General features: G+C 30.7%; 11 protein-coding genes and 1 pseudogene. 6 read left to right on the top strand and 6 right to left on the bottom strand.

The window, feature by feature from the left end:
• Positions 1-21 precede the first annotated feature (21 nt).
• From ACZ5QM_RS02210 to ACZ5QM_RS02235, 6 genes are all read left to right on the top strand, one after another.
• Entirely contained in the window at positions 22-1149 is a 1128-nt protein-coding gene (locus ACZ5QM_RS02210; protein WP_464182361.1) for an aspartate aminotransferase family protein, read from the top strand.
• Between the two features lie 20 nt (positions 1150-1169).
• On the top strand, positions 1170-1976 hold the full coding sequence (proC, locus tag ACZ5QM_RS02215) for a pyrroline-5-carboxylate reductase (RefSeq protein WP_464182362.1): 807 nt from the start codon (positions 1170-1172) through the stop codon (positions 1974-1976).
• A gap of 209 nt (positions 1977-2185) precedes the next feature.
• Positions 2186-3160 (top strand): ROK family protein, encoded by a 975-nt coding sequence (locus tag ACZ5QM_RS02220; protein ID WP_464182364.1) that lies wholly within the window; start codon positions 2186-2188, stop codon positions 3158-3160.
• 1557 nt (positions 3161-4717) lie between these two features.
• On the top strand, positions 4718-5758 hold the full coding sequence (gene ruvB / locus ACZ5QM_RS02225) for a Holliday junction branch migration DNA helicase RuvB (protein WP_464182365.1): 1041 nt from the start codon (positions 4718-4720) through the stop codon (positions 5756-5758).
• 718 nt (positions 5759-6476) lie between these two features.
• Positions 6477-7763: a phosphopyruvate hydratase gene (gene eno, locus ACZ5QM_RS02230; RefSeq protein ID WP_464202991.1), complete on the top strand. Its 1287-nt coding sequence runs from the start codon at positions 6477-6479 to the stop codon at positions 7761-7763.
• Positions 7764-7862: 99 nt separating this feature from the next.
• On the top strand, positions 7863-8843 hold the full coding sequence (locus ACZ5QM_RS02235) for a type I phosphomannose isomerase catalytic subunit (RefSeq protein ID WP_464182367.1): 981 nt from the start codon (positions 7863-7865) through the stop codon (positions 8841-8843).
• Positions 8844-8913: 70 nt separating this feature from the next.
• On the opposite strand, the gene ACZ5QM_RS02240 is transcribed toward ACZ5QM_RS02235, so the two are convergent.
• From ACZ5QM_RS02240 to purN, 6 genes and pseudogenes are all read right to left on the bottom strand, one after another.
• Positions 8914-9927: a 4Fe-4S dicluster domain-containing protein gene (locus ACZ5QM_RS02240; protein WP_464182368.1), complete on the bottom strand. Its 1014-nt coding sequence runs from the start codon at positions 9925-9927 to the stop codon at positions 8914-8916.
• Positions 9928-9933: 6 nt separating this feature from the next.
• A complete protein-coding gene (locus ACZ5QM_RS02245) occupies positions 9934-10737 on the bottom strand; it encodes a 4Fe-4S dicluster domain-containing protein (protein WP_464182369.1) in 804 nt (267 codons plus the stop codon).
• Between the two features lie 33 nt (positions 10738-10770).
• Positions 10771-11181 carry a hydrogenase iron-sulfur subunit gene (locus ACZ5QM_RS02250; RefSeq protein WP_464182370.1) on the bottom strand — a complete coding sequence of 137 codons (411 nt, stop codon included), beginning with the start codon at positions 11179-11181 and terminating at the stop codon, positions 10771-10773.
• A 12-nt stretch (positions 11182-11193) separates the two neighbouring features.
• The gene (locus tag ACZ5QM_RS02255; RefSeq protein ID WP_464182371.1) at positions 11194-13197 is read right to left on the bottom strand and encodes a 4Fe-4S binding protein; all 2004 of its coding nucleotides are present in this window, start codon (positions 13195-13197) and stop codon (positions 11194-11196) included.
• Positions 13198-13281: 84 nt separating this feature from the next.
• A pseudogene (locus ACZ5QM_RS02260) lies at positions 13282-13485 on the bottom strand (MazG nucleotide pyrophosphohydrolase domain-containing protein); the annotation flags it as partial.
• A gap of 1746 nt (positions 13486-15231) precedes the next feature.
• Positions 15232-15801 (bottom strand): phosphoribosylglycinamide formyltransferase, encoded by a 570-nt coding sequence (gene purN / locus ACZ5QM_RS02265; RefSeq protein ID WP_464182372.1) that lies wholly within the window; start codon positions 15799-15801, stop codon positions 15232-15234.
• Between the last annotated feature and the right edge of the window lie 6 nt (positions 15802-15807).

Raw genomic sequence — 15807 nt, forward strand, 5'->3', positions numbered from 1 at the left:
TATTTTTTTCAATTAGTAGTCATGAAATTGTTAGATGTTTATCCTCGCTGGAATGTTGAACCCGTTAAAGCTCAAGGATGTAAAATTTACGATAAAGAAGGAGTTGAATATTTAGATTTTTATGGTGGGCATGCTGTTATTTCTATTGGCCATTCACATCCGGAGTATGTGAAAAAGATCAAGCAACAGATTAATAAGATAGGATTTTATTCCAATTCAGTAATTGTTTCATTGCAAAATGAATATGCCGAAAAATTAGGAAATATTTCAGGATATCCAGATTATTCGTTGTTTATGGTTAATTCTGGAGCTGAGGCTAATGAGAATGCTTTAAAATTAGCTGCTTTTTATAATAAAAGGAAAAAAATTATTGCTTTTAAAAAAGCTTTTCACGGTCGTACTTCTGCGGCTGTTAGGGTAACAGATATATCTCGATATAGATCGTCTATTAACGAATTTCCTAAAGTTAAATTTTTGTCTTTAGGAAATATAGATAATGTTCAGAGAGAATTGGAGCGGGGTGATGTCTCTTCTGTAATTGTGGAAGGGATTCAAGGTGTCGGTGGAATAATAGTACCCGATATTAAATTTTTTCAAGACTTGTGGACTATTTGCAATCAAACTGATACAATCTTGATAGTAGATGAAATACAGTCTGGGTTTGGTCGTTCTGGACTTTTTTTTGCACATCAGTATGCAAATATTCGGCCTGATTTGATTACTATTGCTAAGGGGATGGGGAATGGATTCCCTATTTCTGGCGTACTGATTGCTCCGAAATTTGCTTCTGTTAGTGGACAATTAGGTACTACTTTTGGAGGGAACCATTTAGCTTGTACGGCAGGTATTGCGGTTTTAGATGCAATTGAGAAAGAAAATTTAGTAATGAATGCAGATAGCATAGGTAAATATCTAATGAATAAGCTAAAAAAAATGCCTAAAATAAAGGAAATTCGAGGCTTAGGATTGATGATTGGGATTGAATTAAAAAAGCCTATTAACTATTTACGAGATAAATTATTATTCGAACAAAAGGTATTTACAGGTGCTACTGGAACACATATTTTTCGTTTGTTACCCCCTTTGTGTTTAAGTAAAGAATTAGCTGATGATTTTTTGAATCGTTTCTATCAGATTTTATTAGGATAAATTTATTTAAATAATATACCATGAAAATTACTGTTATTGGAGGTGGAAATATGGGTAGTGCTATAGTGCGTGGGTTGATTCAAGGGGGGTCTTTTTTAGCTAAAAACATTACCGTTATTGATATCTCTGTAGCGTCATTAAATGCTTTGCAAAAATTCGATTCATCTATTTGTGTGTCATTGGCAAATTATGATAGTGTGAGAGAAGCAGATATTGTTCTCTTGGCAGTCAAACCATGGTTGGTTAATAAGGTAATAGAAGACATTAAAGAAAAAATGAATTATTCTCAACAAATTTTAGTTTCCATAGCTGCGAGTGTAAATGTAGTAGATATTAATCAGGTATTGAAGAAATCTAAGGGAGAAGATTTGCCAGCTGTTTTTCGAGTAATACCTAATATCGCAATTGCTGTAAAAAATAGTATGACGTTGATAACTTCTTATAATGCTTCTGCTAAACAAGAAGGGTTAGTACTAGGGATATTTAATAAACTAGGGAATACTATTTTATTAGATGAAAAAAAAATATTAGCTGGATTGGCTATAACTTCTTGTGGTATTGCTTATTGTTTTAAATACATTCGTGCGGTCATTTCTGCTGGAGTTGAATTGGGTTTTTATCCAATGGAAGCACAAGAATTGGCAGTAAAAACGATGCTTGGAGCAGCTGTTTTATTGGATGAAAATAAACAGCCTCCCGAAATAGAAATAGACAAAGTAACTACTCCTGGAGGACTCACTATTAAAGGATTAAATCAATTGGAATCAAAAGGTTTTTCTAATGCTGTTATTCAGGCAATAAAGGCTAGTGTCATGTCTGAATCCTAAAAGATTGTGAGGAATATCCTCATTTTAAAATAAATAAGTTGGGATATTTTAATACTTCAATAGAAGATTTTAAATTGATATTTGCTAAAAATAGACGTATTTTTATAAAAACAAAAATACGTGTGGCTTGTAAGAATAAAAGTTTTTGGAAATTTTCTAATATGGGAGTATTGTTTTTGGACAGTGTTAATAACAAAGTTTAACCTAAAATGATAAGTACTATGAGTGCGCTTTATGTAGTTGGTGTGGATATGGGAGCTACTAACACGGCTTTTGGGATAGTCGATGCACGGGGAAATATTCTATTTCAGGATAATATTTCTACAGGAAACTATTCTACGGGAGAAGAGTATGCTAAGGTTTTGAGTATTGCTATTAAGGGATTGATAGCTAGAAATAATTTGAATGGTGATATCAAAGGTATCGGTATTGGCGCACCAAATGGTAATATGCATGCAGGTGCTATTGAAAATGCTGTTAATATTCCATGGGCAAATGGAATTATCGTTCCTTTGGCAAAGATGATTACTGAAGAAATTGATTTACCGTGTAGATTAACTAATGATGCTAATGCTGCAGCATTGGGCGAGATGGTTTATGGAGCAGCTAAGGGGATGAAGGATTTTATTATGATTACTTTAGGTACAGGTGTAGGTAGTGGTATTGTTGCTAATGGGAATTTGGTCATTGGTCACGATGGGATGGCTGGAGAATTAGGACATGTAACAGTTGTTAAATATAATGGTCGTTCTTGTGGATGTGGCCGAAATGGTTGTTTGGAAGCCTATACTTCAGCTACAGGTGTGGCGAAAACTGCACGAGAGTATTTAGAATTATATCCTAGTATGCCTTCTCTATTAAGAGAGGTTGCTTATCGTCCCATTACCTCTAGAGATGTGTTTGAGGCAGCAGAAAAAAAGGATGAATTAGCCATTGAAGTTTTTAATTTTACAGGAAGAATTTTGGGAGAAGCTTTTTGTGATTTTATTACTTTTTCTAGTCCTCAAGCCATAATATTGTTTGGTGGATTATCTCATGCAAGTAATTATTTATTGAAACCATTACAAAAGGCAATTGACAGTAATGTAATGAAAGTTTTTGCAGGTAAAACTCAAATACTTCTCTCTCAACTTAAAGGAGCGGAAGCTGCTATATTGGGAGCGAGCGCTTTAGCATGGGAATGAATTCTTTTTAGAAAAGAGAATTTAGCAATAATAGATGTATGTGTAAGATGGAGGGTAAGTTCGATGTTTTTGTCACATTAATGAAATGCAAAAGTAGGGATTTAAAACTTAAGAGTAGAATTTTGAAAAACATAACTAAAGAGAAAGTAAAATAATTATAAAAATATCACTTACTTAACAAGTGATTAAAACGTATATTAGTCATAATTTTGCTTTACTAAAATCTTACTTTTTTGTTGAAAAGATATAGTGTATGTAAATACATTTGGTATTCGCTTAAAGTATCCTTTTTATGAGATAAAATTGAAAAGCTATTTTTTTTAACTTTAATGAGGACTAAAGTGCTATGCGTGACTGTCAAATATTGATAAAAGTTTTGGTAGTCAGTTTTTTAAGGTGAGTTGATGAAATTGTAGAAATTAGATAGAATTTATAGATACTATCTATCCAAAAAATGTTCTTAACATTGAAAAGTATTAGATGGTATCAGAAAATTATGTTCTCCTAGATTAATTTATTAGAAATTTGATAGAAAACTAAAAAGCGGAAATACGATGATAACTATCTCTGATAGTCAGAGCGATTATAATAATTAAACCAATAAGAAATAAAAATAATACTTCAAGTATTTAACTCTTTTGAATTTATTTTTACTATTGTTAAAATATTAGAACTAAACATGAATTATTTTCTTGGCTTAAAACTTACTAACATTAATTGAAATTGGTTGATAATGACCTTTTCAAAGTCGTACATGGAAAATTAGTATTATTATTTCTAAATGTTATACTAATAAAATTAAAAGCTACTGAGGTAAATAAGAATAATGTTCACCAAGTATTAAAATATACTTGCATGTCACAATATCTATTCTAAATTAGAGTAGTTTTAATATTCAACCTACTGTAATTACAAATTAATCTTCATGAAAACTTTAAGTATGTGGTAATTTTAAAGTTTAATGCGGAAAATTTTAGGTATGTATACCTAATACATCGAATATAAACTAAAGATTTTATATAGAAAAACAATTAAGTTGGGGATTTTTTTTCAAAAAAGATGTTGTAAAATTATTGCAAACAATACTTGATATTGCAGTTGATATAATAAATTGTCATTATATCAACAATTTTGAATAGTTAGAATTCAGAACTTATTTAGTGAAACACTAGAATTTAAATCTATTGAAATTCCTAATGGAAAATTGTTTGTATGCTCTTGTGTGAGATAAACGGTGAGATAAACGAATAAAGTTTTATATGAAAATTTCTTAATAGTCTATTACTCTATGTTAATTGGGTGTATTTATGACTTAGTATGAATTAGAATGTTAGAGCTTTAGAAGATAATAGCTCAGGGTTAGAGATTGATAACAATTTTGGATGGATATCTAAAAATGAAAAATTATACAATAAGAGATTGAATGATGAAGCAAGTGAAAAGGATGTTTTTTTAGAAGTAGTATTAAAAGATAAAAAATTAAAGCAAAAAAATTGAATTCAAAGTATATTTTAAATTTTAGAGAAAATGTTAACTTTATAATCTTTTCCGCTGAAAATGGATAATTACAACATACATTCCGATCAATTTACTGAAAAAGAAAGAGAATTTGAAAGTGTTTTGCGTCCTTTGTTTTTCAAAAATTTTGGTGGACAGGATAAAATCGTTGAGAATTTGAAAATATTTGTTCAAGCTGCTCGCTTACGTAGGGAAGCTCTTGACCATGTTTTGTTGTATAGCCCTCCTGGATTGGGGAAAACTACTTTGTCTAATATTATTGCTAATGAATTAAATGTAGGATTTAGAGTTACTTCCGGCCCTGTATTGGATAAACCGGGAGACTTAGCTGGAATACTCACTTCTCTTGAAAAAAATGATGTTCTTTTTATTGACGAAATTCATCGTTTGAGTCCGATGATAGAAGAATATTTGTATTCTGCGATGGAAGATTATCGAATAGATATTATGATAGATAAAGGGGTCAATGCCCGTTCTATTCAGATTGAAATTGAGCCTTTTACTTTGGTAGGAGCAACTACTCGAAGTGGGTTGTTGACTTCTCCATTGCGAGCACGTTTTGGTATTAATTTGCATTTAGAATATTACGATGTCAAGGCACTTGTTTCTATTGTTAAGCGTTCTGCATCCATTTTAAATATCCTTTGTGATGATAATGCTGCTTTTGAAATTGCTTCTAGGAGTAGAGGAACTCCAAGAGTCTGTAACGCCTTATTAAGGCGTGTTCGTGATTTTGCACAGGTTAGAGGTAGTGGAAAAATTGAAAAGTCTATTACGTGTTTCGCTTTGGAGGCTTTAAATATTGATAAATACGGATTGGATGAGATTGATAATAAAATTTTGTTGACTATTATTGATAAGTTTAATGGTGGACCAGTAGGATTGGCTACTATTTCAGTTGCTTTAGGTGAAGATCCTGAAACTATTGAGGAAGTTTATGAGCCCTTTTTGGTCAAGGAGGGATTTATTAAACGTACTTCTCGTGGGAGAGAAGTTACTCAATTGGCTTATGCTCATTTAGGACGTTCTGTTTCTGAAAAACAAGGAATGCTTTTCGACACTTATAAAATTGAAGTTTAATAAATAATTTTATCAAAAATTACAATTATGAAAAATGCCACTGATGTTCGTATTATTAATTTTCGACATATTTTTTGATACTAGTACAAAAAATGTAGTATGACTTGAAAATAAAAAGAAAGTGGAAATTAATTTTATCGAAAAGAAGCTATTGAATGCAATAGTAGCCATATATTTATATGGCAAGAGAACTGAATTATATATTATGTATTTACATAGTAGATGGTATTGGTAATTTTGTAAAAAGAGTAGGTATATAAAGATGACCTATTGGAATACTTAAAAATATAAGTACTGATGTATTGAAAGAATATTTTCAAAGTCATGGTACTAAGAAGAGAGGTAAAGAATTGGTTTTTAGAAAAGTAGCTGATTAACTATGGGAAAATTTTATTAATTTTATTTTTTTAATTTCTTGTGCTTATTGTTGGTTCGTAAAGGTTGTATAAGAATTATTCTTTCGATAATGGTTGAAGTTACTGTTGTTTAAAATATTAAAGTACTTTTATGTTCTTAAATTTCATGAATGGGCGCGAGGTATGATAGGGGGTAGGTGGTTTACAGATAAATGACTCTAAAAGGTTGCTATTGCTTATTTAGAAAACGTGAAATTGGAACTCGAAAATACTCAATTTATTATCTAAATAGATAGGAGGGGTTTTTTGCCTTATTGAAATAAGTAAAAATATTTTAAACTTTTAATAATAATACAGAGTTTATGAAAATTGTAAAAATTGTTGGTAGGGAGATTTTGGATTCTAGAGGGAATCCTACAGTAGAAGTAGATGTACATCTGGAATCTGGTTCTATTGGTCGTTCAACTGTTCCTTCAGGAGCTTCTACAGGTAAGAATGAAGCTCTAGAGTTACGAGACGGAGATAAGCAACGTTATTTTGGTAAAGGTGTTCTGAAAGCAGTAGATAATATTAATAAAAATATTGCTCCTGCTTTACTAGGTCACAATATTTTTGACCAACGAGGGATAGATAAAACCATGCAGGTATTAGATGGCACATCTACAAAATCAAAATTAGGAGCTAATGCTATTTTGGGAGTTTCTTTAGCTGTAGCTCGTGCTGCTTCTGAATACTTACAGATACCATTATATAGATATATTGGGGGAGTAAATACATATACTTTACCTGTTCCAATGATGAATATCATTAACGGTGGAAGCCATTCTGATGCTCCTATTGCATTTCAGGAATTCATGATTCGCCCTGTAGGAGCTCCTTCTTTTAAGGATGGGGTACGTATGGGGGCAGAGATATTTCATACTTTGAAAAAAGTGTTACATGATAGAGGATTAAGTACTGCAGTAGGTGACGAAGGGGGGTTTGCTCCAAACTTGAAAGGAACGGAGGATGCTTTAGAATCTATTATTCAAGCAATTAATAATGCGGGATATAAAGTAGGTAAAGAGGTAACTATTGGATTGGATTGTGCTGCTTCCGAATTTTATAAAAATGGTATTTATGATTATACTAAGTTTGAAGGTATTACAGGTCCTAAAAGGACTTCTATTCAGCAGGTTGAGTATTTAGCTAGTTTAATTAGTAAATATCCAATTGATTCTATCGAAGATGGTATGAGTGAAAATGATTGGGATGGTTGGAAATTACTTACTGAAAAAATTGGAGATGTAGTTCAATTGGTGGGAGATGATTTGTTTGTTACTAATGTAGATTTTTTGAAAAGAGGGATTGAACTAGGATGTGCTAATTCTATTCTTATTAAAGTTAATCAAATTGGTTCATTGACTGAAACGTTGGATGCTATTGAAATGGCTCACCGTGCAGGTTACACTTCGGTAACTTCTCATCGTTCTGGCGAAACAGAGGATGCTATAATAGCTGATATTGCTGTAGCAACTAATTCTGGACAAATTAAAACAGGTTCATTAAGTCGTTCTGACCGTATGGCAAAATATAATCAATTACTCCGCATAGAAGAGGAACTGGGATATAAAGCAGTTTACGGATACAAAGCAATAAAAAGACATTAATTAAAAATTAGAAAGTAATATTTAAAATGAGTAAACGCAGGAAGTTATGTACTTTATTGTTTGCTTGTTTTTAGTAATTAGGGGGAATATCAGAATATTATGCTTTATCCGTTAAAGTTTACACCTATTTTGAGGTATGCAACTTGGGGTGGGAGGAATATTTGTAAATTTAAAAATATTTCTCCTGTAACTGATTTGATTGGTGAGAGTTGGGAAATATCAGGTATTGAAAAAAACGTTTCCATAGTGAGTAATGGGCTACTGAAGGGGAATTCTTTGAATGGATTGATTGCAATGTATGGAGAGAAACTGTTAGGAAAATCCATTTTTGGACGTGGAACCATTTTCCCTCTTTTAATTAAATTTATAGACGCTAAACAGTCTCTTTCTATTCAAGTACATCCAAATGATGAATTTGCTAAAATAAGAGGTGATTCTTTTGGAAAAACTGAAATGTGGTATGTAGTAAAAGCAACAAAAAATGCTTTTTTATACTCTGGATTTAGAAAAGAAATGAATGCAAAAAAGTATATAAAAAGCTTGAAGGATAATACATTTATTAATTATTTACAAAAATATTTAGTAAGGTCAGGAGATGTTTTTTTTGTACCAGCTGGTTGTGTGCATGCCATTGGTGCAGGTTGTTTCATTGTGGAAATTCATCAAACTTCCAATACTACTTATCGTATTTGTGACTACGATAGAAGAGATATTAACGGGAATCTTCGTTCACTTCATATTGAAATAGCCAAAGACGTTATTAATTACAAGGTATATTGTAGTTATTTACTGAATTGTTTGTCAAATAAAAATAATACTACTAGTTTAATACAATGTTCCTATTTTACTATCAACAGGTTAGAAAATAAAAAAAATGATCAAATTTGCAGAAAGCATAAGGATAGATTTGCTATTTATATTTGTTTACGAGGTGAAATTCATTTTTCTGACAATTTTTGTAATACTATTGAGTTAAAAAAAGGTGAAACAGTGTTAATTCCAGCAAATAATAGTGAATCAGTAAATTTGGTCTTTAAAGAAAGTAGTGAATTATTGGAAACTTATATTGAGATTTCATAGTTCTTTTTCATTAATGAAAAAGGGAAATTTTCAAAAAAATATAAAATTTTAATTTTTAAGTTGAAATAACTTAGCTGACAATGTTTTTTAATTGTTCGCTTATGTTCATATCTACTGGACAATATCTTGAACAACGCCCACATCCTACACAACCTTTTACTTGAATTCGTTTCGGCATATACGAAAATTTATGCATTAGTCGTTGTCTCCAGCGCATCCCTTGTTTCCAACGAGGGTTATGTCCTGAAGTATGGAGCGTGAATAATTTATTTCCGCAACTATCCCAACATCGTTTGCGATGTCCTTTATTTCCCCTATATTCGTCCTGAATATCAAAGCAGGCACAGACTGGACAAACAAATGCACAAATATTGCAACCTATACATCGCATAGCATACTCATCGAATATAGCAGTATCAAATAATTCATTAATTCTCTCCTCTAAATGAGCAGCATTAAATTTAATAGGAACATTGACTAAATATTTTTCTTTTTGAAAATCTATTGTTATTTCTTCAAATAATTCTGGAGTAACAGACACTGCAGATTCTCCTTTAGTTGTTATTATTTCTACAATATAATCCCCCGTATCTACTTTGGTAAATAAGATATCACTACCTTGTGTAGTGCCAGGGCTTCCACCTATGGAAGTGCAAAAACAGTAGTCGTCAGTTCTGTTACAAGCATAAGTAACAATAGTTGTTTTTTTTTCTCTTTTTTTAAAGAAAGGGTCTTCAGGTGACCACCTGAAGACCCTTTCTAACTTTTTAATACCTAAAGCATCACAAGGACGAACGCCTATTATTATTTTATTTGGAATAGAGTCCAAATAAATATTTTCAATATTTATCTCATCCTTTTCTTTAATAAAGGAAAATAAATTTTCTACAGGAGGGAAAACAAATGATTTTGCTGACATATCTGGGACAATAAAATCTTCTGCTAACTCTTTAGGCGACTTGATACGTTTGTAGGATATTCGTTTTTCATGAGAAACAACTCCATATACTTCTTGATTTTGATTGTCTAAAAGTCGTTCAATCCATTTGAAATGAGACTCTTTTCGTAGCAGTTTAGTTCTCATATTATATTATTCAATAAAATTTTCTGCATCCTCATATTTATATGTAGACATTTCACAATTTTCATTTTTACTCATTCCAGTAGTGGAGTTAAATAAGGATTTTATTTCCTCTGCTAATCGTATCGGTAAAAGATGGATAGGAATATTTTCAGGACAGACCTTTCCACATTGTCCACATTCTATACAGCGTCCTGCAAGATGCATAGCTCTCATGATATGCCATTCCGTGTTACTAATTCTGTTAGTAATTGGTGAAATCCATTGGGGTTGATTTATTTCTACCGCACATTGTGAGCAGTAACAAAGTGGACATGCCTGACGGCAAGCATAACATCGAATACAATTTTCCATTTCATTTTGCCAGAAAATCCGACGTTCCGATGTAGTCATTGTATTTAGTTTATTTAATAATATTTTGTCTGATTCATTTAAATAAAAAGTTTGATTAGACAGATAGTTTTCTATTTCTTCGATAGTATGAATTTTAAAGGGGGTTCCTTTATCAGAAGCTATAATCGTTATCAAATCATCTTCTTTGATCTGTTTTTCTGCAACTAATCGAATAATCCCCTTCAAAGTGTAAATGTTAGCTACTATGGCTCGTTGTCCTCGTAGGGATATCTCTTTTTTGTGAAGATAAATAGCCAAATTTTGTACACAACGCTCATCGAATATTAACTTTTCGCATTCTTTTTTATTTCTGGCAAAAAGGGGCTGAATTCGATTTTTGCTTCCTTCTGTATAACCAATGATCATTTTCACTTTTCCTGTTTCCAATAATTCGTTGGCAATTTTATTTATTTTATTCATAAACTATACTTTTTCTAAGTTGCGTTAGCAATTTTATAATTCGTAGGATCCTAATTCTTTAATTTTATTAGTTGTTTGGTTAACAACTTCTGCCCATTTAGCACCTTCAGAGGCAGAAACCCATGTAAAAGTTATCCGATGAATATTAATTCCAATGAAGTTGAGAAGTGTTCGAAAAATTATCCAACGTCGACGCGCATGGAAATTCCCTGATGTATAATGGCAATCATTAGGATGACATCCGGAAACAATAATTCCATCTGCTCCATTGGAAAAGGCTTTTAGTAATAACATAAAGTCGATTCGTCCAGTACAAGGAAAACGGATTATTTTTACACTAGAAGAGTATTTGATGCGACTCGTTCCTGTAAGATCTGCGCCAGCATAAGTGCACCAATTGCAGACGAATGCTACTATTTTAGGTTCAAAATCGTTGTTTTTCATATTAAGTTTTAATCAATAATCATTCAATATAGCTAATACTTCTTCGTAAATCTGTTTATTAGAGTATCCTTCCAAATCTATTGATTTGGATTTACAAAATGCCACACATGTACCGCAACCTTGACAGAGTCCAGGATTGATGCGAGCAATACTTTTTATTACTTCTCCATTGTGGTTTTTTATTTTTTCTTTATCTATTGCATGATAAGGACATATTTCTATACAAAGTTCACATCCCATACAAGTTGAAAATAAAGGAGAAGAGGTCCTAGTAACTTTAGCTACTATTGGTTCTCGCGTTAGCTCATTATTAGAAAACAAACATAATACCTTAGCAGCAGCTCCAGAAGCGGAAGATACTGATTCAGGAATATCTTTAGGAGCTTGACATGCTCCTGCTAGGAACACTCCGGCAGTATTAGTTTCCACAGGTTTCAATTTAGGATGTGCTTCGGAGAAAAACTTGTATGTATCGTAAGAAATATGAAGTTTTTGAGCTAAAATTTCCGAATCTTCGCATGGTATAACTGCCGTAGCTAACACTACCATATCTGCTTCTATTTCTACAGGAGTTCCACTAAGTAATGTATCTGCACCTTTTACAATCAGTTTCCCATTTTTTTCGTAAACATTAGAGACTCGTCCACGAATGTATTTAGCTCCTTCTTTTTCTATAGCCCTCCTTGTAAATTCATCATAATTTTTTCCTGCTGAGCGGATATCCATGTAAAATATGTAGGGGACACCTTTGTGCACTTTATGTTTATACAACATTGCATGCTTGGCTATATACATACAGCATATTTTGGAGCAATAAGGAATTCCTTTTGCAGGATCTCTAGAACCAGCACAAGCAATAAAAACCACTTTCTCTGGGATTTTACCGTCTGATGGACGACGAATCTCACCTTTAGTAGGACCTGATGCGGAAGCTAATCGTTCGAATTGTATTCCATTAATGACATCTTTGTATTCTCCGTATCCATATTCAGGGAAGAAGTCAGTTTTTTTTACTTCGAACCCTGTTGCTAATACAATTGAACCAGCTTTCATTTCAATAATTTCGTCTTTTTGTTCAAAGTTAATGGCTCCAGTAGGACAAAATTTCTGGCAAATTTTACATTTCCCTGTTTGAAAAAATCTACAATTGTTGCGATCTATAATTGGTTTATTAGGGACAGCTTGTTGAAAAGGGACATAAATAGCTGTTCTATAAGCTAAATCTTGTTCAAATTCACTGATATTTTTTTTGGTTGGGCATTTGGTATAACAAAGTCCGCATCCTGTACAAATTTTCTCTTCTACACTTTTAGCTTTTTTACGTATTTTTACACTAAAATTTCCGATAAATCCATCTATGTTTTCTATTTCAGAATAGGTATAGAGTGTAATGTTTGGATGTTGAGCGACCTCAACCATGCGAGGAGTAAGAATACATTGTGAGCAATCTAATGTTGGAAATGTTTCGGAAAGTTGTGACATATGTCCACCTATAGATGGAGATCTCTCTACCAAAACTACTTGATGGCCTCCATTAGCTATATCGAGTGATGCTTGTATCCCAGCAATTCCTCCACCAATGACAATTGCTATTTTATTTACTGAAATTTTAATAGGTTGTAGTGGGTGATTATTTTTTACTTTTTCTACTAATGATTGTATTAGATGAAAAGCTTTCTTTGTTGTATTTTCATCTTTTTCATGTACCCATGAACAGTGTTCTCGAATATTTACAATTTCACACAAATAAGGATTCAATCCTGCTTCAGAACAAGCCTTTCGAAAAGTTAGCTCATGCATCCTTGGAGAACAGGAAGAAACAACTACTCCTGTAAGATTGTGTCCCTTGATTGCTTCTTTTATTTTATTTTGTCCAGGGTCAGAACACATATATTTGTAATCAGTACTAAAGACTACACCTGGTAATTGAATAGCCATCATAGCTACTTTTTTGCAGTCTACTGTAGAAGCAATATTTTCACCACAATGGCATACAAATACTCCAATTTTTGACATAAATATCTTAAAAATACTTTAATTATGTTTTTAAAGTGTATTATTTTAAATTTAAATTTTAGTTTAAAATTTTGAATTTGATTATAAAAGTACATCACCAAGTTCTTTTTTTATTTCTAAAATATCATTTTGAATAAGAGCATTAGAAAGTTCATAAGTTTCTTCTATTGTATATGTACGAAGACTTTCGTTAGTTTGTTCTCTATCCCAAGGACATTTTACTCGTAACTCATCTAATATATCTAATAAATGAGAAAAAGCTTGGAGTTTAATTTGTCTATTGTGCATTTACAATTTTCTATCATTTTAGAATCTTAATTCTGGTTTTATATCAATCATTTGAAATAGTCATTTTCATTATTTTCGTTACATGTTATTTCAAAGAAAATTTTTAAAAGTTATGCAGTTAATTAATACTATTTTCCATATACAAACACTATCTAAAAAAGTGTTTCTAAATTAACTCTTTTATTCGTTGGTAATACAAGAAATTTATGTTTTTCTGATCGTATTTTTGAAACTTCTTCACTCATAAAGATAAGAGGAATAGTGAAAAGTTGTATAAATATTTATATAACTTTTAAGAATATGTAATAGGTAATTTTTATTAACTTTTACAAACGAGAATATTTAATGAGAAAGAGTTCTCTTCCTATTAAAGAAGAGCTATAAATTTAATGTCACTCTCACCCTATTATATCATATAGATGGTATCCTATTTAAAAAAGCAAAAAAAATAGCAATAATAATTATATCAGTTTTCTATAAAAGTTTACAAAATAGTTTAAACTATTCATTTTAAATTTGATTTTAATTTCCATGATTTATAGAAGATTTTTTTATATCAACGAATTATCACACTAAATCGTATGAGGCAATACAATCAACGAAAAAATCATAAGAATATAGTGGGAGCAGCAATAATCAGTTCATCACATTTTAATAAATTTTTACTATGATTTTGAAAAAGAATGGAAATCAAAGGCCATGTTAAAAGTTCATTAAAAAATTTCCCACTAACGATTTAAAAACATTTGAAGTAAAAATAGAGAGAAAAACAGTGGACATATCATACGGTAAATAATAAATTCAAATATTATAAATACTTTTTGAAAGAAGTGAAAAACTGTTATTTGTTTTGATTTTTTCTTGAGATAAGAATTGAGTGTAGGATTTTATAATTACTAAAATGAAAGTCAGTCTTAATTAATAATTAAGACTGACTTGTTAAAATGCTTGAAGGTTCTGATGACATAAAAAATTAAAACTTCACTAGCTTAATAATGGTTACAACATTTTATTATTTTAGTCGATTAGCAAATCAGTAGTCAAGTATATACTACATGTTGTTTTCATATTATTATTTCCGATCTTTGAAATTCCAACTGAATAGAATATGTTAGATAAAAAGAAGAAAGAACTTTTAATTGCTAATTTATAATAATTTCAGTTTGGACTACTTACCGAGTTAAGCTATTAAGCTTACAGATAATATAATGGATTGTAACATATAATTATGTTACAATTATGTTACAATTATGTTACAATTATGTTACATCAAAAAATCATTCATGATAATACTAAAAGCTACTAATTTTGTATTTAATTCCTTTAGTAGTTTAAGACATATAACAATTCTATAAGGGATTAACGTAATTATTAATAAAATTGATTTAAAAGTGTAAAAAATAGATATTACGAATTGTTAATATAAATGAAATGTAAGAATACAAATGAAATTTCGACTAATATTAACACTAATAGTACTGGTAGTAGATGATATACTGTTTTTAATCAATGATTTTTTATTTGTTTTTTTAAAGCAAGAATACAAATTCACTATAAATATACTAAGTTTAACAAAAAATCAATCTTATTTTTTTATATGAAGAGATTCAAAGAAAGGAGAATTGGTGGTATATTTAAAATCGGAACTTATAACATTAAAATATTTTTTTTCATTTAAAAATGATGTCTTATCATCTGTAATTTAAAAATGTTTTCTTAAAAATCACATATTCAATATCTTAAAAATTATGGTATATTTTTTATTGTTTGTTCTATTACTGTAGGGAAATGTTTGTATTCCAGTGCGTGTACCTTCATAGCAATATCTTCTGGGGAATCTGTAGGAGAGATTTTACATTTAGCTTGAAAAATAATTTCCCCTTTATCATAATTTTCATTAACATAATGTATAGTAATCCCTGATTCTATTTCTTTACTTTCTAAAACCGCTTTATGAATATGTAACCCATACATTCCTTTTCCTCCAAATTTTGGAAGTAAAGAAGGGTGAATATTAATAATTCTATTTGGATAAGCTCTTAAAAGGTTTTTAGGAATTTTTAATAAAAATCCTGCTAGAATAATGAAATCAATTTTAAACTCTTTTAATAATCGGAGCACTTGATTATTTTCAAAATCAGTTTTACTTATTGTATAAGAAGGAATATTTAGCGTTACTGCTCGCTTATGTACATAAGCATCTTTCCTATTACTTAATATGAGTGGAAATTCTATTTTTTTTTTGTTAGCGAAATAACGGATAATATTTTCTACGTTGGATCCAGATCCAGAAGCTAATAAAACAACTCGTTTCATATATAT

The sequence above is a fragment of the Azobacteroides sp. (SeqCode) genome (genome assembly GCF_055395615.1).